Consider the following 24256-nt stretch of genomic DNA (forward strand, 5'->3'; position numbering starts at 1 on the left):
CGAGAGGCGGTCCGAAGAAACTGTTGGGCACGAAACTGTTTCGGTCGCCCCGGCCGAACGACCGCGTATGTCTCACGACACCTGTGTGACTGACGACCCGGAGCGTGCGGCCGAACGGTCGGCGACGGTCGGCGGGTTCCTCGGTGCGGTGGTCGGGGCCGGCGGCGGGCCGGTCGGGGCCGGTATCGGCGGTCTCGTCGGTGGGTCGACGGGGTACGCGGTCGGATACACGCTGGCCGAGATGGCACACGAAGACGACCGCGAGTCGGTCAGCATCCCGGTCGAGGAAGATTCCGAGAGCCCCTGAAACCGGTTTGGCGCAGACGTGTTGGGGAAAGAGAAAGAACTATGCCGGGTCGGGACGTATGGTAACACTGAACATGACTCCGACGAAGATACGTGAGCGCCTCGAAGAGTCGGAGGGCCGCGTCGACACCGAGAAACTCGTCTCCGCGCTGGAGTACGTACGCGACGACGGCCGTCGACACTGAGTACGCTTCGCGCCGAGTAGAGCCCGTTTTAGCCGTCGTTGAGTCGCCAGCCGTCGTCGGTAGCGACGGCTACGTCCCGACGCACCATCTCGGCCATCACCTCGTCGAACCGGTTCGGCTGAGCGATTTCCATCTCGGTGTGGCTCACGTCGTGGTACTCACGGAGGAGTCTACGTACGTCGTCTTCGGTGTGGACCTGCTGGTCGCTCTTTCTCATGACGCCGGCGAGGAGTTCTATCATGTCCTCGACGAAGTTCCACGGGTAGACGACCCACGCCCACTCGTCTAACCGTTCGCCGACGAACGCCGGTTCGTGCTCACTGGTCTGGAGCAACTGGAGTGTCGCCGTCCGCACGCTGTTTGGGTTCCGGTCGCGCACGCACTCGGCGGCCGTCTCGATGGATTGCCCGGTGTCGGCGATGTCGTCGACGACGAGGACGTCCTTGCCCTCGACGGCGCCGTCGGCAAGCGGGTACCGGACTTCGGGTTCGTCGCCCTGCTGGGCGGTGCCGACGTAGTGTTCGACTTTCAGGCTCGCGAGGTCGTCGAGGCCGAGGAAGTCACACAGACAGCGGCCGGCGAACCAGCCGCCACGCGCGAGCGCGACGACCACGTCTGGCTCGAAGTCGGCGGCCTTCACGTCGTCGGCCACGTCGCGGCACAACCCGTAGATGTACTCCCAGTTGGTGATGGTACACGGGAACTCCTCCGGTAGCTCGCCCATACAGGAGGGCGTGGACGGGCGGCCTTAACGGTTTCAGAACGTGTACGCCAGCATCACCTCGTCGACGCGCTTCTCGCCGAGCAGGTAGTGTTTCTTCCGGACCGCCTCGCGCTCCCAGCCGTGCCGTTCGAGGAACGTGATGGCGTTGCCGTTGGTGCGCGCGAGGCTGTTGTACACCTTCCAGTAGCCGTGGGCTTCGGCCCAGTCCAGTGCCCGGTCCAGCAGGCGCTCGCCGATGCCGTAGCCGCGGTAGTCCCTGCGCACGCCGAGCGTCAGTTCCGCAGTCCCCTGCAGTTTCTCCGTCTGTGGCAGGGTGAGGTGTGACCACCCGACGATGTAGTCGTCGACGGTGGCGACGAAAAAGAGGCGCGACCAGACGGTGTTGTGCCGCGTGACGGTGTTCTCGTACTGCAACTCCTCGGCGAGGTTCTCGCCGATGACGTACGTCTGTCGGTCGGTGACCGTCCGAATCGTGTCGACGAGCGACTCGAAGTCCTCCTCGCGGGCCGGCCGGACGACGTACGTGACGTCCGGCGTCTCGTACTCCCTCTCGGCCCCGGCGTCCAGTCCGAGTTCCACTGTCCCGTCTTGCCGTTCGACGTACCCCCGGTCTTGGAGGTAGTCGAGACGCTCGTCGAACTCGTCGTCGGGGACGTCGACGGCGTCTCGCACCTCTTCCAGCGCGGGAGCGCCGTGTCGGTCGACGAACTGGTAGATGCGCCTGTCCGACTCGGTTTCGAACGCGAGCGGTTCCAGTACCGTCATACGTGCTACACTTCACGGAGGAACCGCTTAACCGTTCGTCGTTTGTTACCATATAACGTAGCTGTAATCGCGTCGGGTAGCACGAACTGTTATCCGCGGGGTCCCACAACACGGTGCCATGGAGACGCGACAGGCTTTGCTCGTCGACGCGTTCGCCGCGGAACCGATGGCGGGCAACCCGGCCGGGGTGGTGCCGGACGCGAACGGACTGACCGACGACCAGATGCGGGCTATCGCCGGCGAACTGGGCGCTAGCGAGACGGCGTTCGTCCTCGACAGCGAGGACGCCGACCGCCGACTCCGGTATTTCACGCCCGAACAGGAGGTCGACCTCTGCGGGCACGCGACTATCGCGGCTCACGCCGCCCTCTTCGAACGCGGCGCCGTCGAGGCCGGCCAACACACGATGGCGACCGAACGCGGCGTCCTCGACGTCGAGACGAAGGCGGACGGGACGGTGTGGATGGAGCAAGGCGAGGCCGACATTCGTGAGGTCGACTGCGCGCTCGACGAGGTGGCCGACGCTCTCGGCATCGACGTGGCGACGTTGCAGGACGTCGGCGCGGACCTCCCACTGGCCGTCGGCGACACGGGGTTCCCGTGGCTACTGGTCCCGGTCAACTACTTCCAGCATCTCAGCGGTGCCGACCCGAACCCGTCGGCCATCGAGTCGCTCTGTGAATCGGTCGACGCGATGGGGGTATACGCCTTCACGTTCGACACTATCGGCGGCCAGTCGACGCTCCACGGACGGGCGTTCGCGCCGCGAGCGGGTATCACCGAGGACCCGGTGACCGGCACCGCCGCCGGGGCTTGCGGGGCGTACATTCGCCGGTACGGTGCTATCGACAGCACCGTCGAACAGGTGGTCGTCGAACAGGGGCACTTTCTCGACCGGCCGGGCACGGTAAAAGTCGACACGGACGGACTCGAAGTGTGGGTCGGTGGGCGGGCCGTAACGACGCTCGACGGGTCACTGACGGTGCCTGCGGTCGACGCGGACGACGAGATTCTCGAAGTGTAGTTCGCTCGGATTCGAGTGAACGACCCCCGGTTGATGCCGGCACCGGAAAGTCCATAACAGTCGTTCATGAACCAGCACATGAGTCAATGCCTACATTGTGGCTCGACGAAATCGGTGCCGACGACCTAGCGCGGGTCGGCGGCAAGGCGGCGTCTCTCGGAGAACTGACCGCGGCGGGACTACCCGTCCCGTCGGCGTTCGTCGTCACCGCCGACACGTACCGGTCGTTCATCGAAGCAACCGGTATCGACGACGAGTTGTTCTCGGTGGTCGACGTCGACAGTGACGATTCGCACGCTCTCGCGGAGGCGGCCGAGCAAGCACAGGAACTCATCCTCGAAACCGACGCGCCGGAATCGGTTCGGGAGGACCTGCTCGCGGCCTACGACGAGATGGGTGACGAGGACGTGGCGGTGCGGTCCTCGGCGACGGCCGAGGACCTCCCCGACGCCTCCTTTGCCGGCCAACAGGACACCTACCTCAACGTCTCCCGGGCGGACCTCCTCCGGCGCGTCAAGGAGTGCTGGGCGTCGCTGTTCACCCAGCGAGCCATCTACTACCGGAACGAGCAGGGGTTCGACCACGACATGGTGGACATCGCCGTCGTCGTCCAGCAGATGGTCGACGCCGAGAAGTCCGGCGTCATGTTCACGAGTCACCCCTCGACCGGCGCGGACACGGCCATCCTCGAAGCCGCGTGGGGACTCGGCGAAGCGGTCGTCTCCGGCGCCGTCTCGCCGGACAACTACGTCGTCGACCGCGCGACCGAGGAGATAGAGGAGGTCACCGTCGCCGACAAGAAAGTGATGTGCGTCCGCGGCGAGGACGGCGAGACGGTCGAGCGGTCGGTTCCCGAGGAGAAGCGAAACGAACGCGTCCTCTCGCCCGAGGAGATCCACCGCCTCGTCGAGGTCGGCGACCGCGTCGAGGACCACTACGGCACTCCACAGGACGTGGAGTGGGCCATCTACGAGGGCGAGGTGTACGTCCTCCAGTCCCGGCCGATAACGACCATCGACGAGGGAGCCGACGCCGGGACGTCCGGCGAGAGTCCCGAGAGCACCGGCGTCGCCGACGGCGGGTCGATGCAGAGCCAGTCCGACGACGTGCGGCTATCCGGTATCGGGTCCAGCCCCGGAAAGGTGACCGGCGAGGTCCGCATCGTGACGAAACTGGACAACCTCGATAAGGTCGAGGAGGGCGACATCATCGTCACGGAGATGACCACGCCGGACATGGTGCCCGCGATGAAACGCGCCGCCGGTATCGTCACGGACCAAGGGGGGATGACGAGCCACGCGGCCATCGTTTCCCGCGAACTCGGCGTGCCGGCCGTCGTCGGGGCCGACGACGCCACCGAACGACTCCGAGACGGCCAAATAGTCACCATCGACGGCGACATGGGGACCGTCGAACAGGGGACCGAGATAGACGAGGCCGACGACGAGCAGTCGGAACTGGCCACGCCCGAGGTCGACCAGCAACACTCCCCGGTCAAGCCCATGACCGGCACCGAGGTGAAGGTCAACGTCTCCATCCCCGAAGCGGCCGAACGGGCCGCCGCGACGGGGGCGGACGGCGTCGGATTGCTCCGCATCGAGCACATGATTCTCTCGACGGACAAGACGCCGGCCCGCTACGTCGAGGACCACGGCGAACGGGCCTACATCGAGGAGATCGTCGAGGGCGTCCGGAGCGTCGCCGAGGCGTTCTACCCACGCCCGGTACGCGTACGCACGCTCGATGCCCCCTCCGACGAGTTCCGGCAGTTACAGGGCGGCGAGGACGAACCCAGCGAGCACAACCCGATGTTGGGGTATCGGGGCATCCGGCGCTCGCTGGACCGCCCCGGCGAGTTCAAACTCGAACTCCGGGCGTTCGAGCGCCTCTACGAACTCGGGTACGACAACGTCGAACTGATGCTCCCGCTGGTGACCGACGCCGAGGACGTCCTCCGTGCGAAGTCGCTGATGCGGGAGGTCGGCATCGACCCCGAGAAGCGCGACTGGGGCGTGATGGTCGAGACGCCGGCCAGCGCGCTGTGCATCGAGGACCTGTGTGAGACGGGACTCGACTTCGTCTCCTTCGGGACGAACGACCTCACCCAGTACACGCTCGCCGTCGACCGCAACAACGGCAACGTCGCCGACCGCTTCGACGAACTCCACCCCGCCGTGCTGGACCTGATGGGACAAGTCATCGGTACCTGCCGCGACTACGACGTGGCGACCAGTATCTGCGGGCAGGCCGCCTCGAAACCGGAGATGGTCCAGTTCCTCGTCGACGATGGCGTCACCTCCATCTCCGCGAACATCGACGCCGTTCGCGACGTCCAGCACGAAGTCAAGCGGGTCGAACAGCGCCTCCTGCTCGAATCGGTTCGCTGACAGCAGCGTCGACGGACACCAGATTTTTGCGGTTCGCGTCTTCCGACGGGTATGTCACGGCCATCCACGGTGGAGGCCAAGAGCATCAGCGAGGGCGTCTCTTACATCCCGTTCGGCAATCCCGGGGCGCGTGGCGGCGAAGCCGCCACGTTAGACGAGGTCGGTGACACCGACCTCGCGTTCGACGGGCACGTCCGCGGATTCCGACGGGGAGTACGGTGTTGCTCGCTGGTGCGGCCGACGGGGTTCCGGGCGAAAGCGACGAAGAAAATCGGCCCGTCGAACTGGTGAGCGGCGCTCGGTGTGGTGGCTCACTCGTCCGCGAAGTCCTGGAAGGTGGGCCGGTCGTACTCGCCGGGGAAGTCGTCGACGGGGACCGAAATCTGTTCGCCCTCGTCCATCTCCTTGAGCGTCACCTCGTCGTTTTCGAGGTCCTGCTCGCCGACGATGACCACCGTCTCGGCGTTGATGCCGTCGGCGTAGCCCATCTGTGCGCCGAACGAGCGGTCAGCGACGTCCGTCTCGACGACGTGACCCTTCTCGCGCAGGTCACGGGCGATGCGGGCGGCCGTCGCCCGCGTCTCGCCCACCTGCAGGACGTAGTAGTCCGTCGACAGCCCTTCCTCGGGCCAGACGCCGGCCCGCTGACAGAGGAGTTGCAGCGTCGCGTGACCCGGCGCGAACCCGACGGCGGGCGTCGGTTGGCCGCCGAACCCCTCGATGAGGTCGTCGTAGCGGCCGCCGCCGAACACCGACCGGGAGACTTCGCCGGTCGAGTCGAAACACTCGAAGACGACGCCCGTGTAGTAGTCCAGTCCGCGAGCGGTCGTCAGCGACAGCGTGAGGTGGTCTCGCACTCCGAAGTCCGCCGCGGCGTCGAGGACGGCCCGCAGGTTCTGGGTGGCCTCGGCGACGGCTTCGGAGCCGGTGATGTCGGCCAGCGAGTCCAGTTCGTCCTCGCCGCTCTGGAGCATCTCGTCGAAGGAGTCGGCCTGCCCGTAGCTCAGGCCGGCCTCGACGAGCGCATCGAGGTACGCCTCGCGGTCGACTTTCGACCGCTTGTCGACGGCGCGGATGGCCTCGCGGGTGTCCACCTCGGCGTCGAAGGAGTCGAGCAGGCCGGCGAGGATGTCGCGGTGGGAGACGCGAATCTCGAAGTCCTCGCTGGTCAGGCCGAGGTCGGTGAGCATGTCGACGGCGACGGCCAGCACCTCGGCGTCGGCGGCGGGGTCCGAGGAGCCGAAGATGTCGACGTTGGTCTGGTAGAACTCGCGGAAACGGCCCTGCTGGACCTGTTCGTAGCGCCAGAACGGGCGTGTCGAGACCCACTTGACCGGCTTCGAGAGAGCCTGTTGTTTCTCGACGAACATCCGGGCGACGGTCGGGGTCAGCTCCGGGGTCAGCGCGACGCTACGGCCGCCCTTGTCCTCGAAGCTGTACAGTTCCTCGACGATCTCCTCGCCGCTCTTGTCCGTGTACATCTGGGTGGGTTCGAGCGCGGGCGTCTCGATCTCCCGGAAGCCGTAGCGCGTTGCCACGTCCTCGATGGTGTCCATGGCCCACCGACGCGCCGCCATCTCCTCGGGATAGAAGTCGCGAAAACCCTTGACGCGGTCGTACATACACCCGCGTACAGGCAGGGCGCGCTTGAACCTGTCCGTTCCTGACGAGGAGACCGACGGTCTCTGGACGGCGTGGCAAGTCGGGGGGTGGTGACCGCAACGAACGTGTTCGGGGACGGCCCCGACGCCCGGGAACGCGGTTTTCCTTATATGTGGTTCCTGCCGGGAGGTGGTGGTGTGAGCTACCATGACTTCGCGTAGAACGTTCGTGCGTGGACTTGCGGTGACGGCTGTCGGCGCGTCGCTCGCCGGGTGCTCTTCCGGCGGCGGGTCCAGCGGCGGCGACTCCGACACCACGGAGTCGGCCGGCGACGACGGCGGCAGCGGCGACGGCGGCAGCGGCGACGAGTGGACCCAGACCAGTACCGTGGAGATGACCGACGAACTGGCCTACGAACCCAAGCAGATACAGGTCGAAGCCGGGACGACGATCACCTTCGAGAACGTCGGCAGCATCGGGCACACGGTGACGGCCTACGAGGACAAGATTCCCGACGGGGCCGACTACTTCGCTTCGGGCGAGTTCGACTCCGAGCAGGCGGCGAAAGACGGCTACAGTGAGAGTCAGGGTGGCAACGTCCCTGCGGGCGAGAGCTACGAGGTCACGCTGGAGACGACCGGCACCTACGAGTACTACTGCATCCCCCACGAGATGAACGGGATGGTCGGTTCCATCAAGGTGGTGTGAGCTATGCACGACGACACTGCCGAGGTCCGCGACCCGACGGACGTCGTCGACGAGTACGAGGAGACCCTCGACAGCGTCCTCTCGGACGTCGACGCGCCCGAACCGGACGGTGACGGGGGCGTCTCGCTTGGCCTCCCCGGCCTCTCGCTCAACCGCCGGGACTTCATGAAGGCTGGCGTGGCGGCCGGCGCGATGGGAGCCGTCGCCGGCTGTTCCAGCCTCAACGGCGGCGGTGGCGGGCAGGCGACCGAGTCCGGCGGTGGCGGGGTCGACCACTCCGTCGCGCCCGGCGAACACGACGAGTACTACGGCTTCTGGTCGGGCGGCCACTCCGGGGAACTCCGGGTCATCGGTATCCCCTCGATGCGGGAACTGACCCGCATCCCGGTGTTCAACACCGACTGTGCGAGCGGCTACGGCTACACCGACGATACGAAGCAACTGCTCGAGGACAGCGGCGGCTACTCCTGGGGTGACAACCACCACCCGAACCTCTCGGAGACCGACGGCGACTACGACGGCGAGTACCTCTACGTCAACGACAAGGCCAACGGCCGCATCGCCCGGGTGAACCTGACGTACTTCGAGACGGACGCCATCACGGACGTCCCGAACATGCAGGCCATCCACGGCTGTACGGTGCTGTCGCCGGACACGAAGTACGTCTTCGGCAATGGGGAGTTCCGCGCGCCGCTCCCGAACGACGGGCGCGACCTCGACGATCCCGATAGCTACACGGCGCTGTTTGCCGCCGTCGACCCCGAGTCGATGGAGACCCAGTGGCAGGTCAAGGTCGACGGCAACCTCGACATCAACGACTCGGGTAAGGAGGGGCGGTGGGTCATCGCCTCCGCGTACAACAGCGAGGAGGCCACCTCCATCCAGGGGATGACCCGCGACGACCGCGACGACGTGAAGGCCTTCGACATCCCCGCCATCGAGCAGGCCGTCGAGAACGGCAACTACGAGGAGGTCAACGGCATCCCCGTCGTCGACGGCACGAAGGAGAGTCCACTCAATCAGGGCGACCGGCCGATAGTGAAGTACATCCCGACGCCGAAGAGCCCCCACTGCGTCGAGGTCGAACCGAACGGCGACTACGCGATGGTCGCCGGGAAGCTCTCGCCGACGGTCACCATCATCGACCTCAACAAACTGCCGGAGGTCGAGAATCCCGCCGACGCGGTCGTCGGCCGACCCCGCGTGGGCCTCGGGCCGCTGCATACGACCTTCGACGGCAACGGCCACGCCTACACGTCGCTGTTCATCGACTCTCAGGCGGTCAAGTGGGACATCGAGGCGGCCGTCGAGGCCGAGGAGGGCTCCGAGGAGCCGATCATCGAGCGGCAGGACGTCCACTACAACCCCGGCCACATTCAGGCGCTCGAAGCGATGACGACCGACCCCGACGGGGAGTGGCTCGTGAGCCTGAACAAGCTCTCGAAGGACCGCTTCCTCCCGGTCGGCCCCATCATGCCCGACAACGACCAGCTCATCCACATCGGGCAGGGCGAAAAGGAGATGGAACTGGTCGCCGACCACCCGGCCTACCCTGAACCCCACGACTGCGTCTTCGCTCACAAGGACAAGATAGACGCCAAGAAGGTGTACGACCCCGAGGACTACGAGGAGACGTACATCACCGAGGAGGCCTCCGGCGTCGAACGCACCGGCGAGAACAGCGTCCACGTCAAGATGACGACCAAGCGCTCGGAGTACGGCCTCCCCGACTTCACCGTTCAGGAGGGCGACGAGGTCCGCCTGACGACGACCAACATCGAGGGCATCCAGGACATCATCCACGGCGTCGCCATCCCCGAACACGACATCAACTACGCCGTGGCGCCACAGGACACGCGCGAGGTCACGTTCACCGCTGACGAACCCGGTGTGTACTGGATCTACTGTACGTTCTTCTGTAGCGCCCTGCACCTGGAGATGCGCAGCAGAATGCTCGTCGAACCGGCCGAGGGGTGAGCGACCCCGACCACGGAGGTGACTAGCCATGCAACGACCCACCCTCGACGACTTTCGTGAGGTCCGGCGCGGCCTGCCGGTCGTAGCGGCGGTGCTGTTCGTCGCCGCGCTGGCGTTCCCGATGTGGCGCATCAGCGTTCAGGCGGTCCAGTACCCCAACACGGTGTTGCACGTTCAGCTCTACGCCTACCCGCATCTCACCGGCGACTTCACCGAGATGGCCCGGCTGAACCACTACATCGGGTTCTACTACCCCGACCCGGTGTTCGTCGAGCCGAACTTCCCGGTTCAGGAGCGGGCCATCGACGTGCCGGAGTGGTCGCTGGGGCCGGTCGCCTTCGTGGCCGTCTCGCTGCTGTCGGTGTTCGTCGCCGTCGCCCCCACGACCGAGAAGCTAAAGCGGGGGCTTACCTACCAGTTCGTCGGTACCGTCGCCGTCTTCGGCGTGCTGGTCGCGGACATCCAGTACCGCCTCTGGCAGGCCGGCCACACGCTCGACCCCGACGCGCCCGTGATGGGCGTCAGCGGGTTCACGCCGCCGCTGTGGGGCCGTTACAGCGTCGCCAACATCACCAGCGTCTCCCGGTTCGGGCTGGGCGCGTACATGGCGATGGTCGCGGTCGGCCTGCTGGCCGTGGCGTTCTCCTACCGCGACGAACCGGTGACGGTCCGTGAACTGCCGGGCCGGGTCCGCGGACGCATCGAGCGACTCCTCGACCGTGAGACCGGGGCCGAGGAGCCGACCGGACCGACGACCGACGCCGACACGGGGGACCGCTGACGATGCCACGGGAGCGTCTCGAACGGGCCTTCGCGCTCGCGACGGCCGTACTGGTGGTCCTGTCGGTGCTCACCGTCGCCGCGAGCGGGAGCCAGCCGCCGGCCGGGGACCTCGCGTTCGACCCCGAAGTGCCCGACACCGACGGGTTCACCGCGCCGACGACCGACGGGACGGCGACGGTCGACGGGGAGACCTACGAGAGCCTGCAGGCCGCGGTCGACGCCGCCGACCGGGGCGAGACCGTCCACCTCGACGGGCGGTTCGACGAGACGGTCGTCGTCGACACGCCGAACGTCACGCTCGCGGGCAGCGGTGCCGACACGGCGCTGCTAGACGGCCGTGGCGAGGGGACGGTGCTGGCCGTCGAAGTGTCCGGCGTGACCGTGCGGGACCTCTGGGTGCGCAACAGCGGCTACAGCGCCGCCGACAACGACGCCGCCATCTACGTCAACGCAAGCGGGGTGACGGTTCGGGACAGTCGCGTGACGGCGATGACCTTCGGCATCTGGCTCAACGACGCCAGCGACGCTCGCGTCCTCGACAACACCGTCGTCGGCCGCGAGGCGGTGACGCCACTCACCGCCCGAGGCAACGGCGTCCAGATATGGAAGTCCGAGGACGTCGTCGTCCGGGGCAACCACATCACGACGGTCCGGGACGGCATCTACTACAACTGGGCGAAAGACGTCGTCGCGGCGAACAACACGATGTGGGACCTCCGCTACGGCGTCCACTACATGTACTCCGACGACTGCGTGTTGCGGAACAACACCGCCTTCGACAACGACGCGGGCTACGCGCTGATGGTCTCGAAGCACCTCGAAATCGTCGACAACGTCGCGGTCAACAACACCGGTCAGTCCGGCCACGGCATCCTCGTCAAGAGCATCGACGCGACGGAGATACGCGGGAACCACCTCGTCGGCAACGAGAACGGGCTGTTCGTCTACAACTCCGTCAGCAACGAGATAGCGGACAACCTCGTCGTGGGCAACGACGTGGGCGTCCACATCTCTGCCGGCAGCACCGAGGAGACCGTCTACGGCAACAGTTTCGTCAGGAACGACCGGGCCGTCCTGGCGGTGCTGTCCGAGCAGGTGTACTGGAACGAGAGTCGAGGCAACTACTGGTCGGGCGCGACCCCGACCGACGTCGACGACGACGGCGTCAGCGACACAAGGTACCAGCCCGCCGGCGCCGTCCAGCAACTGACCGCGAGACAGCCCGCGACGCGGGTGTTCGCCAGCAGCCCGGCCTTTGACGCCGTCAGGCTGGCCCAGTCGTCGGTCCCGGTCGTCGAGTCGCCCGGGGTCGTCGACGCCCGCCCGCTAACCGAGCCGCCACACGAGAACTGGAGGACGTACTATGAGCGTGATTGACATCGACGACGTATCGAAGGCCTACGGGGAGGTACAGGCCCTCGACGGGCTCTCGCTGTCCGTCGACCGGGGCACCACCCTCGGCGTGTTCGGCACCAACGGTGCCGGCAAGACGACGCTGTTCAAACTGCTGGCCGGGCTGAACCGACCCGATTCCGGCGAGGTGACGGTCGCCGGCGGCGACCCGACCGAGACGGCCGTCCGCGAGCGGGTCCGGTATCTCCCGGAGGACGCCGGCTTCCCACCGAACCTCACCGGCCGGGAGATACTCCGCTTTCACGCGCGGGTCCGGTCGACGCCGGCCGAGCGCCGCGAGCACCACGTCGAACGGGTGCTGGACACCGTGGGACTAACCGCCGCCGCCGACCGGCGGGTGGGCGGCTACTCCAACGGGATGAGCCGCCGGCTCGGACTCGGTACGGCGCTGGTCGGCCGCCCGGAGATACTCGTCCTCGACGAGCCGACCGCCGGGCTGGACCCGGAGGGCATCCGGGCGTTCCACGAGGTCATCGAAGCCCTCTCGAACGAGACGGACGTGACCATCGTCTTCGCCTCCCACGCGCTCTCGGAGATAGAGCGCCTCTGTACGGACGCCGCCGTCGTCGTCGACGGCGACGTGGCAGTCGCGGGGCCGGTCGAGTCGCTCCGCTGTGCCGCCGGCGACGCGGTGACCGTCCGGTTGACGCTGTCGACCCCGACGGCCGCCGAGGACGCGGCCAGTCATCTCCGGAGGCAGGACGCGACGGGGTCGGTCACGCGGGCCGGTGCGGTCGTCGAGGCCGACTGTCTGCCAGCCGCCGCCTACGACCTCGTCTGTGGACTGGGACCGGACTACGACGTCGAGCGGTTCGCGGTCCACGAGCCGGGGCTGGAGGCGGCCTTTCACGAGGCCGTCGACGCGGCGCCGCCGGCGTCGCTCGACGACAGCGGCCAGTCGGGAGGTGAGACCGCGTGACCCCCGCCGAGGACGGACCGGACACGTCGGCGGACGGCGGCGTGGCCACGGCACCGGCGTCGGGGGTCGCCGCCGGGTCCGTTTCGGGGGCCGGACTGGTCGACAGCCCCGTCCTCGCGATCGCGAGTCGCGAGTACCGACTGGCCGTCAGGAGCCGCTGGGCCGCCGGGGTGGCGCTACTCTTTGCCCTGTTCTCCGGGGCGGTGGTCCAGTTCGGCGCGACTGCCGTGGGGCCGGGCCGGTTCGGCGCCGTGGTCGCGACCATCGCCGAACTCGGGGTCTATCTGGTCCCGCTCGCGGCGCTGGCGATGGGGTACGACGCCGTCGTCGGCGCCCACGAGTGGGCGCCGAACTGCTGTTCGCGCTCCCGGTGTCGAAGGCTCGCGTCGTCGCGGGCGTCTACCTCGGCCGTGCGGGCGTGCTAGCCGGTGCGATGCTGCTGGGATTTCTCCCGGGCGCTCTGCTCACGCTGTGGTACGTCGGCGTCGCCGGCATCGGCACCTACGCGGCTACCGCGCTTGCGGCCGTTCTGACCGCGTGGGCGATGCTCGGGGTCGCCGTGTTGCTGTCGACGGTCGCCGCCGAGAAGACCCACGCGCTCGGGGCCGCGCTGGCGGTCTGGCTCTGGGTGGCGCTGTTGCACGACCTCGTCGCGCTCGGTGCCGTCGCCGGGCTGGACCTTGGCGGGCGGGCCGTCGCCGCCGCGGTCCTGCTCAACCCCGTCGACTGCTTCCGCGTGCTGGCGCTGGCACAGGTCGACGTCGTCGCCGGCGGGTTCGGGAGCGTGCTGGCGGCGGCCGGCCTCTCGACGCCGACCGTCGCCGGCGCGCTGGTGGCGTGGGTGGCCGTCCCCGTCGGCGTCGCGGCCCGACTCGTCCGTCGCCGTCGGCTGTAGGGCGGCAGGGAAGGGGGGACACGGCCGAGCAAAACGGCTAAACCGCTCGCCCCCATGCCTACCGATAGAATGCTTCAGCGGGCCGAGCCACAGGAGTTCGACCGAGTCCTCTCTTCGATGTGTACCGTCCCACACCCCGCGGCCCGCAACGCGGCCGAACGCTTTCTCGCGACCAACCCCGGCGACCCCGGCACCTACGAGACGGTCTCCGAACTCGAAACCGAGGCCGTCGACTACCTCGGCGAGGTGACGGGACTCGACGACCCGTCAGGCTACGTCGCCTCCGGCGGGACGGAGGCCAACGTTCAGGCTGTTCGCATCGCCCGCAACCGTGCCGACACCGACGACCCGAACGTCGTTGCACCCGTCCACGCGCACTTTTCGTTCACCAAAGCCGCAGACATCCTCGGCGTCGAGTTGCGGACGGCACCGGCCGAGGACTACCGCGTGAATCTGGCGGCGATGGCCGAACTGATAGACGAGGACACCGTCTGCGTGGTGGGGGTCGCCGGGTCGACGGAGTACGGCTACGTCGACTCCATCCCCGCCGTCGCCGAGTTGGCCCACGACGCCGATGCGCTGTGTCACGTCGACGCCGCGTGGGGCGGCTTCTACCTCCCGTTTACCGACCACGACTGGCACTTCGGGCACGCCGACGTGGACACGATGACAATCGACCCACACAAGGTCGGGCAGGCGGCGGTGCCCGCCGGGGGGTTGCTCGCCCGAGACGAGGCACTACTGGACGAGTTGGCCGTCGAGACGCCCTACCTCGAATCGACGAGTCAGTTGACGTTGACGGGGACGCGTTCGGGTGCCGGCGTCGCCTCGGCCGTCGCGGCGATGGAGTCGCTGTGGCCCGTGGGCTACCGCGAGCAGTACGAGCGCTCGATGGAGAACGCTCGCTGGCTCGCCGACCAGTTGCGCGCCCGGGGCCACGACGTCGTCGACGTGGAACTCCCCCTCGTCGCCGCCGACCTCTCGGTGCCGATGACCGACGAACTCCGTGAGCGCGGCTGGCGCGTCTCGAAGACGGGCGCCGGCGAGATGCGAGTCGTCTGTATGCCCCACGTCACCCGGTCGATGCTTCGCTCGTTCGTGGCGGACTTAGACTGGTACTGAGTGTGCCGCCCGTCGGGACCGCCTTCTATCGGTGTCGCAATCTCACTACCCATGTCTCCGGAGCGCACATACCAAGCTTTAGGACCCCGTATAGATAACCGGCGAGTGTGGATTCGGTAGCCCCGCTTCCGATGTTGATTGCGTTAGTCGGCGAGTGTTCGACAAGCTCTGCCCTCTCTCCGCTAGAGGAGGCCGTCTGCACCGCGACCGGCCCGACGGGGCTCGCCATCATCGCCGTCTACTCGTTCCTCATCGCCTTCGTGCTCCCACTCCCGAGCGAGGTGGTCCTCGTCCCGGCCGAGACGCTCCGACTCGGGTTCTCGACGACGGGGAACCTCGCGGCCATCATCGTCGTCAGCGCGTTCGGCAAGGCCGTCGGGAGCCTCTTTGCCTTCCACATCGGGCAGGAGGCCAAGGAGTACGGGCCGCTCGTCCGGTGGATTCAGCGCTCGCGGTTCGACATCATCGCGTGGTCGGAGAAGAACACCATCAAACTCGCAAAGCGCTACGGCTACGTCGGCCTCGCGCTGGCACTGTGTGTGCCGTTTTTCCCCGATACGCTCTCTATCTACGCCTTCACGGTGTTAGAGGAGGATTACCTCCGCTTCGGTGCGGCGACGTTCGCCGGCAGCGCCGGCCGCCTGCTCGTCACGCTGGGGCTGGCCGGCGGGACGCTGGCACTGTTGTGAGCCGGTCGCCAGTCGCGCCCGGTGGTCGGCGTCGCCCCCGCTACTCGGTCGACTCCTCCGTGACCTCGGCCCCCGGTGCGTTCTGGATGACACTCCTGAGCCCCTTCCGGGCGTTGTGCTTGCGGGTGTATCCCTCGCCGCTGGTGGCGACGACGTTCCCGTTTCGGTGCCGGAGCCGCCACCGCCACTCGTCGTTGCGGTCCCGGAACAGCTCGAACCGCGCCAGCGACTGGGTGCCGTCGGCGGCACCCACCGGCGTGCTGTCCGTCGTCTCGGCCGGCCCGTCCGCGCCGGGGTCCCGCTCCTCCTCGGCGGCGCTCTCACCCTGCGCCGGTTCGGGGTCCTCGGGCGTCACGTCGTCCGACTCCGGGGACGTCGCCGGAGCGACGACGGCCCCGTCGGCCGACTGCGGCCACTCCAACTCGACCTCGAGACTCACGCCGTCGTCGTCGGTCTCGAACTCTACCTCGACGTCTAGCTCCGCCGGCGGTTCGACGGTAACCGCGTCCGGTCCGTCGCCCAGCAGGACGCTGCCCGCCAGGATACCGTCCGCGACGTCGGTCAGTACTGCTGCCGCCTCCGCCCGGGTCGCCGTCGTCTCGAACTCGTAACTGTCACGTGTCATGATGTCCTCTACGACCGCGACTGTGGTAAAGAGACACCCCGGCAGGAGCGACCGGTACCGGTGGCTCCGCCACTGGCCCCGGAAACGGCCGCTCGGGCGCGTCGCGGCCGCCGGAAACCAACCCCCTTTTGACCCGCGGGCGGTACACGACAGGTATGAGCCACGACGAGTTCCCGACGGACCAGCCAGCGGTGGTGACCTGTGGGCTGCCGTACGCGAATGGCGACCTGCACGTCGGTCACCTGCGGACCTACGTCGACGGGGACGCGCTCTCGCGCGCCCTGCGACGTCTCGGTCAGCAGACTGCCTTCGTCTGCGGGTCGGATATGCACGGCACGCCCGTCGCCGTCAACGCCGCCGAGGAGGGCGTCGAACCCCGCGAATTCGCCCTGCAGTATCACGAGACGTACGCCGAGACGTTCCCCCAGTTCAACGTCGAATTCGACAACTACGGCCACACGGACGACGAGACCAACACCGAACTCACTCAGGAGTTCGTCCGCTCGTGGATAGACAACGGCCACGTCCACGAGAAGGAGATTCAGGTCGCGTGGGACACCGAGGAGGACCAACCGCTCCCCGACCGCTTCGTCGAGGGCACCTGTCCGTACTGTGGCGAACAGGCCCGCGGCGACGAGTGTGACGAGGGGTGTCAACGCCACCTCGAACCCGGCGAAATCGAGGACCCGGTCAGCACCATCACCGGCAACCCCGCCGAGTACCGCACCCGCGAACACAAGTTCCTCCGTCTGGCGGACTTCCAGGAGTACTTACAGGGCTTCCTCGACCGCATCGAGGGCACGGACAACGCGCAGAACCAGCCCCGCGAGTGGATCGAGGGCGAACTGCAGGACCTCTGTATCACGCGGGACATGGACTGGGGTATCGACTACCCCGGGGATAGCGTTGCTCCGGAGGAGCAACGAGACGGAGGCGGTGAAACCGCCGACGAGAGCGAAGACCTCGTCCTCTACGTCTGGGTCGACGCCCCCATCGAGTACGTCGCCTCCACGAAACAGTACTCCGAGCGCGTCGGCAAAGAGGCGTACGACTGGGAGCAGGTCTGGAAGGTCGACGGCGAGACCGAGCACGGCACCCAGTGGAACGACGAGTGGAGCGAGGACAGCGGCGAGATAATCCACGTCATCGGTCGCGACATCATCCAGCACCACGCCGTCTTCTGGCCCGCCATGCTTCGCGGCGCCGGCTACAACGAGCCACGGACCATCCTCGCAACCGGGTTCGTCGGCATCGACGGCAACGCGCTCTCGACGTCCCGGAACCGCGCGGTGTGGGCCGACGAGTACTTAGACGCCGGCTTCCACCCCGACCTGTTCCGCTACTACATCGCCACCGGCGCGGGCTTAGAGACCGACGTGGACTTCTCGTGGGACCGCTTCCAGGAGCGGGTCAACGGCGAACTCGTCGGGAACGTCGGCAACTTCATCTACCGCTCGCTGCTGTTCGCCGAGCGCAACTACGACGGCACGCCCGACGCCAGCGTCAGCGACGACGTGCGGGACCGCATCGAGGACGCGCTGGACGACTTCGCGGCCGCCGTGCGCGACTACGACGTCCGGACGCTCGCCGACGTCGCCATCGACCTCTCGAACTACGGCAACGAGTACATCCAGCGCAACGAACCGTGGAACCTCGTGGACGACGACCCCGACCGTGCACAGCAGGTCATCCGCGACTGCGTGCAGTTGACGAAGGCCGTCGCCGTCGTCATGCAACCGGTCCTGCCGGGCAAGGCCGAACGCCTCTGGGGGCAGTTGGGCGAGGAGGGGTCCGTCGCGGACGTCTCGCTCGACACCGCGCTGGAGGCCCCGCCGGCCGAGTTCGACGCCCCCGACGAACTGTTCGAACAGGTCGAGGACGACCACATCGAGGAGTTGAACGAAGAACTGCAGGCCCGCATCGAGGAAGCCAGCGAGGACGACGAACGCGACGCGGACGACGCGGGCGAGGACGACGAGGCTGCGGCCGCCGACCTCGAACCGCTCGTCGAAGAGCGCATCGGCTTCGAGGACTTCGAGGGGGTCGACATGCGCGTCGGCGAAATCGTCGCCGCCGAACCGGTCGACGGTGCGGACAAACTCCTCAAACTCGAGGTCGACATCGGCCACGAGGTTCGACAGGTCGTCGCCGGCCTCGCCAAGCTCCACGACGTCGAGGAGTTGCCGGGCACCCGGGTCATCCTGCTCGCGAACATGGAGCAAGCGGAACTGTTCGGCATCGAATCCAACGGGATGGTGCTCGCCGCGGGCGAGGAGGCCGACCTGCTGACCACCCACGAGGACGCGCCGCTCGGCACGCGCGTTCAGTAACGCGCTCTCCGTCCCTTTTTGTAGCTGTCGCCCGTAGACAGTCGCACATGGCTGCTGACGGGTCTGACGACGACCGGGTCGCCGAATCGGACGACGGCTTCGTCGAGGAGTACGAGTTCGCGACGGAGGCCGACGTCATCGACGTCGAGGGCGAGACAGAGGGCTCCGTCGCGGGCGCACTCGCGCCGGACGCCGAGGTGACGCCCGGATCGCCGTCGCTGGAGAACGTCTTGTTCGTCGCACTCGGGGTGTACCTCTCGACGCTCGTCCTCGGACAGATGGTCGTCGGGTCGGCCGTCTACGCGCCGACGACGCTCGCGACGATTACCGCCGTCGTCGCGGTCGGTTCGGCCGTCTGTTACGCGCTCTTCGCTCGGAGCGACCCCGACACTTAATCCTGCGCCCGCCCTACGATAGCGTATGGTAGTTCCCCTGGTCTCGCTCTCTCTCGCCCCCGCCCAGGTCGACCCACTGTTCAGTATGTCGCTCTCGCTGTTGCTGTTTCTCGCCGGGGCCGGACTGGTCGTCGCGGAGGCGCTCGCACCGGGGACGCACTTTTTCGTCCTCGGTATCGCGCTGTTGACTGCCGGTCTCGTCGGCCTGTTCATCCCGGCGAGTCTCGGCATCCTCGCGCCCATCATCCTCGCGGTCGTCGTCCTCGCGACGACGGCGGCGACCCTCTGGGGGTACCGGCAACTGGACTTCGCCGGCGGCGACCGCGGCCAAACCCTGAGTTCGAGTTCGCTGCAGGGCCAATTTGGCACCGTCACCGAACGAGTCACGAAGAGTTCCGGCGAGGTGAAACTGGAGGACGGCGGCTTCAACCCCTACTATCAGGCCCGAAGCGTCGACGGCGTCATCGAGGTCGGCACCGAGGTGATGGTCGTCGACCCCGGCGGCGGGAACGTCATCACCGTCGAGGCGGTGAACGCGACCGACGACGACATCGACAGAGCGCTGGAACGTGACCGGGCGAGCGAGGCGGAGCGAGACACCGAATCCGAGCGGGCGTGACCGTGCGAACAGTCAGTATGTGACAGACGCACCGAAGGCTTTTCTTTCAGCGTCCCGGAGTCTCAATCGTTATGTTCCCCGCGATAGTGCCGCTACAGATTGGTGGGATCATCGGCTTCGTCACGGTGATCTTCCTCCTCTTGGCCATCGCGCTGGTGTACTCCAGCGTCGTCATCATCCGCCCGTATCAGAAAGGTGCTTACACCGTCCTCGGGACGTACCGTGGCATCCTCGATCAGGGGATTCACTTCATCTATCCCTTCGTCTCGGACGTCACCCGATTCGACATGCGGACCCAGACGCTCGACGTGCCGCGACAGGAGGCAATCACCCGCGACAACTCGCCGGTGACCGCCGACGCCGTCGTCTACATCAAGGTGATGGACCCGAAGAAGGCGTTCCTCGAAGTCGACAACTACGAGCGCGCTGTCTCGAACCTCGCCCAGACCACGCTCCGCGCCGTGCTGGGCGACATGGAACTAGACGACACGCTGAACAAGCGACAGGAGATCAACGCCCGCATCCGGAAGGAACTGGACGAACCCACCGACGAGTGGGGTGTCCGGGTCGAGAGCGTGGAGGTCCGCGAGGTCAACCCCTCGAAGGACGTCCAGCAGGCCATGGAGCAACAGACTTCCGCCGAGCGGAAACGCCGTGCTATGATTCTGGAAGCGCAGGGTGAACGCCGCTCCGCCATCGAGACGGCGGAGGGTGACAAGCAGTCCAACATCATCCGCGCGCAAGGTGAGAAACAGAGCCAGATTCTGGAAGCACAAGGTGACGCTATCTCGACGGTGCTGCGCGCGAAGTCCGCCGAGTCGATGGGCGAACGCGCCGTCATCGACAAGGGGATGGAGACGCTCGGCGAGATGGGCAAATCCGAGTCGACGACGTTCGTGCTCCCGCAGGAACTCACGTCGCTGGTTGGCCGCTACGGCAAGCACCTCTCGGGCTCTGACGTCAAGGAGGACGGTCACGTCCTCGACGCGCTGGACTTCGACGAGGAGACCCGCGAGATGCTGGGACTCGACGACATCGAGGAGATTCTCGGCCAGATAGACCAGGAGGCCGAAGTCGACGTCGAGGCCATGGAGCAGGAAGCCCAGAAGATAAAACACGGCGAGGACGCCGGCCTCGACAGCGCCGACGAGGTAATCGAGCAGATGGACGCGGAGATCGACGGCGAGAAGACGGACATCGCCGGTGGCCCCGACGACACCACGGGCGACGACGAATAAGCGTAGCCGAAGACGTTTTGTAGCAGAATCACTTCTGCTCCACTATGACACGGGACGGCGGCGTCGACGAGGACAAGCGTGCGACGCTCCGCCGTTTCGCCGCCCTCGGTGCCGCCAGCCCCTTCGTCCGCTTTACCGACGACGGGAGCGACAGCGACGCGCCGGATGCCATCGCTGGCTACGTCTCCGCTCACCCCGGCACCCACTTCTCGAAACTTCGCGACGACCTGCAACTGGGGACGGGCGAGACCCAACACCACCTCCACCGCCTCGAAAACGACGGCGTCGTCGCCTCGCAGAAGGACGGCGACTACCGCCGGTACTTCCCGGCGGACCAGTTCACCGAGTTCGAGCAGACGACGCTGGGCTACCTTCGGCGGGCGACGCCCCGCGGGATGCTCGTCACATTGCTCCGGGACCCGACGGTGACCGCCTCCGAACTGGCGTCGGCGCTGGACGTCTCCCGTCCGACCATCAGCAACTACGCTGCCGACCTCGAATCGGCGGGCCTCCTCTCACGCGAGGACGGGTACGCCATCACCGAACCGGAGACGATTCTGACACTGCTCGTTCGGTACGCGGACTCCTTTGGCGGCGACGCGGCCGAACTGGCGAGTGAGGCCGACTCGCTGTTCCGCTACGACCCGTAGCGGTCGCTCGCGAGTCCGAGAACGCGAGGCGAGAAACGGTGGTGCAACCGGCAGGAATCAGGCCTCGACCATCCACGTCGTCGAGGAGGAGTACCCCCACTTCTCGACGTCGATGTCGTAGTCGCCGCTGGCAATCGCCGTCATGTTCGTCCCGACTTCCTTCGCCGAGAGCTCCAGTTCGTCACCGATGAGGCGGGACTTGAAGTACGTCTGTTCGTCGGCGTTCGATTGGAGGTACTCCAGGATACGACGCTGTTTCTCCGAGAGCGGGGTGTCGGCCGCCTGTGCAGTCGCGCTCATTGCTACACTCGTTCGTTCGGTAGGTGCACCCTTAGTGGGTTTGGTACAGTCGGTTAACGCCTCGCCGTCTTGCGGTTTTTGCGCTGCAGTCCGGCCGACGGTGACGGCTGTAGTGTCGATACCGTCCCGGTTGGTACGTCGGGGAAACACGCGGACGGAGCCACACACTTCCGTCTGTCCGGCAGTTCTTTAATAGTGGGCGGTCAGTATGCCGAACGGAGGTCTATTACATTGGAAATCTCCGACGAACTCCTGTGTCTGTTCAGTGCTGAGGTCAGCGACGACGGCGACCGGTACGTCGTCGAAGTGCCACGCCGCGAAGTCGAGACGGGGGCCGTCGACGCCGGTGGCACGTACCGAGTCGCACTTATCTCCGCGGACGCCGAGAGCGACGAGACTGCCGAGAGTACCGAGACGGAGACGCCGCCGGACCAGCCACAGCCGCCGGTCGAACCGGGCGAGACCCGCTACGTCGAAATCGAGGACATCGGCAAGCAGGGCGACGGCATCGCTCGCGTCGAACGCGGCTACGTCATCATCGTCCCGGGCGCCGACATCGGCGAGCGCGTAAAGATAGAGGTGACCGAAGTCAAATCGAACTTCGCAGTCGGCGAGATTCTCGACGAGGACGTGTAGGTCACGGCTTCCTTCCGTGACCGCCGACCCACAGCGACTGCGTCGTCTCTCTCTTTCGGGCGTCGTGGGGCCTCAGGCGTCGTCGAGCGGCGTCCCGTCGGGTCGTTTCTGCCCTTCCGAGTCGTGGACTACAACGCCGTCCACGTCCGTGGGTTCGTAGTTGTCGCGGACGCCGACGGCTTCTTCGAGTTCTCTGATGGCCCGCTCTTTCAGCGCAGCGGCCAGTTCCTCCGCGTCCGCCCGCGAGATGTCACGCCCCAACCCCTCACATTCGTGCGCTCGAACCATCCCTTCTTCGTCGTCGGTTTCACCGGCTTCCCGTTGGCCTTCCAGCGCAACGCTGTCGACGGCCTCGCCCATCGGCTGGCTCGTCCCACCCAGCGCGACGCTAAACGGGTAGGTCCGGCAGATGAGCGGTCGGTCCTCGTGGACCGTGCACGCGCCCACGCCGTCGTCGTCCTCGGCGTAGAACGTACAGTCGCCGCAGTCGTCGGTCTGGAGCGCCCACTCGAACGTCTCGCCTTGCGGCCCGTCGGGTGACTCCTCGATGCCGTAGGGCATCGGCCGGGCGATATCCCGGAAGTCGTAGTCCCCCGCCGACTGCAACTGTCGTATCTCGTCGGGGAACACGGTCGCCGTGTGTGGTCCGGGTTCCCCGGCCGTGTCGCTGCCGCCGTCGCCACAGGCCGTCTCGCCGGCCTTACAGCAGGCCCCACAGCGCGTACACTCGAACCCGATAGTCTCGATGGCGTCGGCGAGCGCCGCGACGTCGAGGTCACGGGCGCGTTCGAGTTCGGATTCGAGAGACTCCATGGTTACCCGTTGGTGTCGACGCCCAAAAAGGCGTCAGTCGGCCGGCCGTGCCCGCTGGCCGTCCCAGCGTACCGTACCTTCGACGGCCAACTTCTCCAGATGGGCGACGACGGTGGCCCGGGCGAGGTCACGGACGCCGGTCAGGTCCTTCTCGTAGGCGCGGTCGAGTACGTCGTCTACAGTCGTCACACCGGCCTCGACGGCCGCCCGGATGCGACGTTCGCGGTCCAGACGGTGGCGGAGCAGTCGCGCGCAGGCCCGTCGCGGGTCCGTGATGGTGGGTCCGTGCCCGGGGAACAACCGGACCGGATTCCGGGCGTGGAGGCGGCGGAGCGAGGTCAGATACGCCCGAACGTCCCCTTCGGGTGCGCCGACGACGACGCTCCCCTCGGCGACGGCGACGTCGCCACTGACGACGCCCGATCGGGTAGCGAACCCGACGTGTTCCGGCGCGTGGCCCGGCAGGTCCACGACGTCGACGCCGTCGCCGGCCGGTATCGTCGTCCCTTCGACGAAGGTTCGGTCCGGAGCGACACCGGTCGCAGCCTCGAACGCCGCTTTGCGCCCGCGACGCGCCCAGACGGTCGCCCCCGTCTCGCGGGCGTAGTGGGCGACCCCGCCCACGTGGTCGGGGTGGTGGTGCGTGACCGCGACGTGGCCGACCGAGGCGTCGCTGACGGCGTCGCTCAGTGCATCGGTCCGGCCGGCGGGGTCGACGAGCAGCGCGTCCGGCCCGGCACCGAGGTACGCGGCCGTCTGGCCTGTCGGGGCGCGCGTCGCTACTGGAACGTCGAGCCGTGTCCACGTCATCTGGTAGTGCGTGACCGCGCGCGAGGAAAACTCCGGCGGGTCGGCGGTTACGCGGTGAGGAAGTAGACCTGCTTTCGGGCGTCGGTGAAGCTGTACCGAGAGCCGACGAGTTCGGACTCTTCTAGCCGGTTCAGGGCGTACCGGACTGTCCGGTCTGGTAGGAGCGACGACTCCGCGAGTTGGCCCTGCGAGAGCGGTGCGTCGTCTTCGAGTACTTTCGCGACGAGTTTCGCGCTGGGTGGGAGTTCGCGCAGGCGCTCGCGGAACTCGTCTTCGCTGAACGGGGAAGCAGTTACGTCCTCGGTGGCAGTCGTGCTCATACTGAACGCTGGTCCAACTAC

Annotated in this window: 27 protein-coding genes; 19 read left to right on the forward strand and 8 right to left on the reverse strand. The window is 67.1% G+C overall.

The genetic code is table 11. The features are described 5' to 3' along the window. The first annotated feature begins 67 nt into the window (after positions 1-67). Positions 68-307, forward strand: a complete 240-nt coding sequence (locus G9465_RS07270) for a hypothetical protein (protein WP_166968527.1) — start codon at positions 68-70, stop codon at positions 305-307. Between the two features lie 212 nt (positions 308-519). Here the strand turns inward: G9465_RS07270 and G9465_RS07275 are convergent, their stop codons facing one another. Together G9465_RS07275 and G9465_RS07280 are read right to left on the reverse strand one after the other, a co-directional pair. Next, positions 520-1215, reverse strand: coding sequence for a phosphoribosyltransferase (locus tag G9465_RS07275; protein WP_166968528.1), 696 nt, complete (start codon positions 1213-1215; stop codon positions 520-522). Between the two features lie 33 nt (positions 1216-1248). Beyond that, entirely contained in the window at positions 1249-1980 is a 732-nt protein-coding gene (locus G9465_RS07280) for a GNAT family N-acetyltransferase (protein WP_166968529.1), read from the reverse strand. A gap of 118 nt (positions 1981-2098) precedes the next feature. Between G9465_RS07280 and G9465_RS07285 the strand changes: the two genes are divergently transcribed. The 3 genes from G9465_RS07285 (at position 2099) to G9465_RS07295 (ending at position 5682) form a co-directional block, all read left to right on the forward strand. Next, complete coding sequence (locus G9465_RS07285; RefSeq protein WP_166968530.1) at positions 2099-3004, forward strand: PhzF family phenazine biosynthesis protein; 906 nt, start codon at positions 2099-2101, stop codon at positions 3002-3004. Positions 3005-3090: 86 nt separating this feature from the next. After that, positions 3091-5391 carry a phosphoenolpyruvate synthase gene (gene ppsA / locus G9465_RS07290; protein WP_166968531.1) on the forward strand — a complete coding sequence of 767 codons (2301 nt, stop codon included), beginning with the start codon at positions 3091-3093 and terminating at the stop codon, positions 5389-5391. 51 nt (positions 5392-5442) lie between these two features. Further along, positions 5443-5682 carry a hypothetical protein gene (locus G9465_RS07295; RefSeq protein WP_227015750.1) on the forward strand — a complete coding sequence of 80 codons (240 nt, stop codon included), beginning with the start codon at positions 5443-5445 and terminating at the stop codon, positions 5680-5682. Positions 5683-5702: 20 nt separating this feature from the next. Here G9465_RS07295 and hisS read toward each other — a convergent pair whose 3' ends face one another. After that, positions 5703-7013, reverse strand: a complete 1311-nt coding sequence (hisS, locus tag G9465_RS07300) for a histidine--tRNA ligase (protein ID WP_166968532.1) — start codon at positions 7011-7013, stop codon at positions 5703-5705. A gap of 187 nt (positions 7014-7200) precedes the next feature. Between hisS and G9465_RS07305 the strand changes: the two genes are divergently transcribed. The 9 genes from G9465_RS07305 (at position 7201) to G9465_RS07340 (ending at position 15499) form a co-directional block, all read left to right on the forward strand. Next, the gene (locus tag G9465_RS07305; protein WP_166968533.1) at positions 7201-7701 is read left to right on the forward strand and encodes a plastocyanin/azurin family copper-binding protein; all 501 of its coding nucleotides are present in this window, start codon (positions 7201-7203) and stop codon (positions 7699-7701) included. A 3-nt stretch (positions 7702-7704) separates the two neighbouring features. Then, positions 7705-9678 (forward strand): TAT-dependent nitrous-oxide reductase, encoded by a 1974-nt coding sequence (nosZ, locus tag G9465_RS07310; protein ID WP_166968534.1) that lies wholly within the window; start codon positions 7705-7707, stop codon positions 9676-9678. 28 nt (positions 9679-9706) lie between these two features. Next, complete coding sequence (locus G9465_RS07315) at positions 9707-10459, forward strand: hypothetical protein (protein WP_166968535.1); 753 nt, start codon at positions 9707-9709, stop codon at positions 10457-10459. Positions 10460-10461: 2 nt separating this feature from the next. Beyond that, positions 10462-11838: a nitrous oxide reductase family maturation protein NosD gene (gene nosD / locus G9465_RS07320; RefSeq protein WP_166968536.1), complete on the forward strand. Its 1377-nt coding sequence runs from the start codon at positions 10462-10464 to the stop codon at positions 11836-11838. Continuing rightward, the gene (locus G9465_RS07325; protein ID WP_166968537.1) at positions 11825-12793 is read left to right on the forward strand and encodes an ABC transporter ATP-binding protein; all 969 of its coding nucleotides are present in this window, start codon (positions 11825-11827) and stop codon (positions 12791-12793) included. Before nosD ends, G9465_RS07325 begins: the two co-directional genes overlap by 14 nt. Next, positions 12790-13218: an ABC transporter permease gene (locus G9465_RS25570; RefSeq protein ID WP_227015751.1), complete on the forward strand. Its 429-nt coding sequence runs from the start codon at positions 12790-12792 to the stop codon at positions 13216-13218. The genes G9465_RS07325 and G9465_RS25570 overlap by 4 nt, the downstream gene beginning before the upstream one ends. Continuing rightward, positions 13134-13688 (forward strand): ABC transporter permease subunit, encoded by a 555-nt coding sequence (locus G9465_RS25575; protein ID WP_227015752.1) that lies wholly within the window; start codon positions 13134-13136, stop codon positions 13686-13688. Before G9465_RS25570 ends, G9465_RS25575 begins: the two co-directional genes overlap by 85 nt. Positions 13689-13757: 69 nt before the next feature. After that, positions 13758-14810, forward strand: coding sequence for a tyrosine decarboxylase MfnA (gene mfnA, locus G9465_RS07335; protein ID WP_166968538.1), 1053 nt, complete (start codon positions 13758-13760; stop codon positions 14808-14810). 131 nt (positions 14811-14941) lie between these two features. Further along, positions 14942-15499 (forward strand): YqaA family protein, encoded by a 558-nt coding sequence (locus G9465_RS07340; RefSeq protein WP_166972950.1) that lies wholly within the window; start codon positions 14942-14944, stop codon positions 15497-15499. 40 nt (positions 15500-15539) lie between these two features. Here G9465_RS07340 and G9465_RS07345 read toward each other — a convergent pair whose 3' ends face one another. Then, entirely contained in the window at positions 15540-16124 is a 585-nt protein-coding gene (locus G9465_RS07345) for an HVO_2922 family protein (RefSeq protein WP_166968539.1), read from the reverse strand. Positions 16125-16279: 155 nt separating this feature from the next. Here G9465_RS07345 and metG point away from each other — a divergent pair, with 155 nt between their 5' ends. The 5 genes from metG (at position 16280) to G9465_RS07370 (ending at position 21356) form a co-directional block, all read left to right on the forward strand. Further along, positions 16280-18454 (forward strand): methionine--tRNA ligase, encoded by a 2175-nt coding sequence (metG, locus tag G9465_RS07350; RefSeq protein WP_166968540.1) that lies wholly within the window; start codon positions 16280-16282, stop codon positions 18452-18454. Between the two features lie 47 nt (positions 18455-18501). Continuing rightward, positions 18502-18849 (forward strand): hypothetical protein, encoded by a 348-nt coding sequence (locus tag G9465_RS07355; protein ID WP_166968541.1) that lies wholly within the window; start codon positions 18502-18504, stop codon positions 18847-18849. Positions 18850-18874: 25 nt separating this feature from the next. Next, on the forward strand, positions 18875-19468 hold the full coding sequence (locus G9465_RS07360; protein ID WP_166968542.1) for an NfeD family protein: 594 nt from the start codon (positions 18875-18877) through the stop codon (positions 19466-19468). Positions 19469-19539: 71 nt separating this feature from the next. Beyond that, entirely contained in the window at positions 19540-20706 is a 1167-nt protein-coding gene (locus G9465_RS07365) for an SPFH domain-containing protein (protein WP_166968543.1), read from the forward strand. A 44-nt stretch (positions 20707-20750) separates the two neighbouring features. Then, on the forward strand, positions 20751-21356 hold the full coding sequence (locus G9465_RS07370; RefSeq protein ID WP_166968545.1) for a MarR family transcriptional regulator: 606 nt from the start codon (positions 20751-20753) through the stop codon (positions 21354-21356). 57 nt (positions 21357-21413) lie between these two features. On the opposite strand, the gene G9465_RS07375 is transcribed toward G9465_RS07370, so the two are convergent. After that, positions 21414-21656: a hypothetical protein gene (locus G9465_RS07375; protein ID WP_166968547.1), complete on the reverse strand. Its 243-nt coding sequence runs from the start codon at positions 21654-21656 to the stop codon at positions 21414-21416. A gap of 231 nt (positions 21657-21887) precedes the next feature. Between G9465_RS07375 and G9465_RS07380 the strand changes: the two genes are divergently transcribed. Beyond that, on the forward strand, positions 21888-22292 hold the full coding sequence (locus G9465_RS07380) for a TRAM domain-containing protein (RefSeq protein ID WP_166968549.1): 405 nt from the start codon (positions 21888-21890) through the stop codon (positions 22290-22292). Positions 22293-22364: 72 nt separating this feature from the next. On the opposite strand, the gene G9465_RS07385 is transcribed toward G9465_RS07380, so the two are convergent. From G9465_RS07385 to G9465_RS07395, 3 genes are read right to left on the reverse strand one after another with little or no spacing between them, the layout of a single operon-like run. Then, complete coding sequence (locus tag G9465_RS07385) at positions 22365-23105, reverse strand: YkgJ family cysteine cluster protein (protein WP_166968551.1); 741 nt, start codon at positions 23103-23105, stop codon at positions 22365-22367. Between the two features lie 33 nt (positions 23106-23138). After that, positions 23139-23915, reverse strand: a complete 777-nt coding sequence (locus G9465_RS07390) for an MBL fold metallo-hydrolase (protein ID WP_166968553.1) — start codon at positions 23913-23915, stop codon at positions 23139-23141. Positions 23916-23962: 47 nt separating this feature from the next. Then, positions 23963-24235, reverse strand: a complete 273-nt coding sequence (locus G9465_RS07395) for a winged helix-turn-helix domain-containing protein (protein ID WP_166968555.1) — start codon at positions 24233-24235, stop codon at positions 23963-23965. Positions 24236-24256: the final 21 nt, after the last annotated feature.

The organism is Haloarcula sp. JP-L23 (genome assembly GCF_011602445.1).
In the GTDB taxonomy this organism is placed as follows: Archaea; Halobacteriota; Halobacteria; order Halobacteriales; family Haloarculaceae; genus Haloarcula; species Haloarcula pellucida.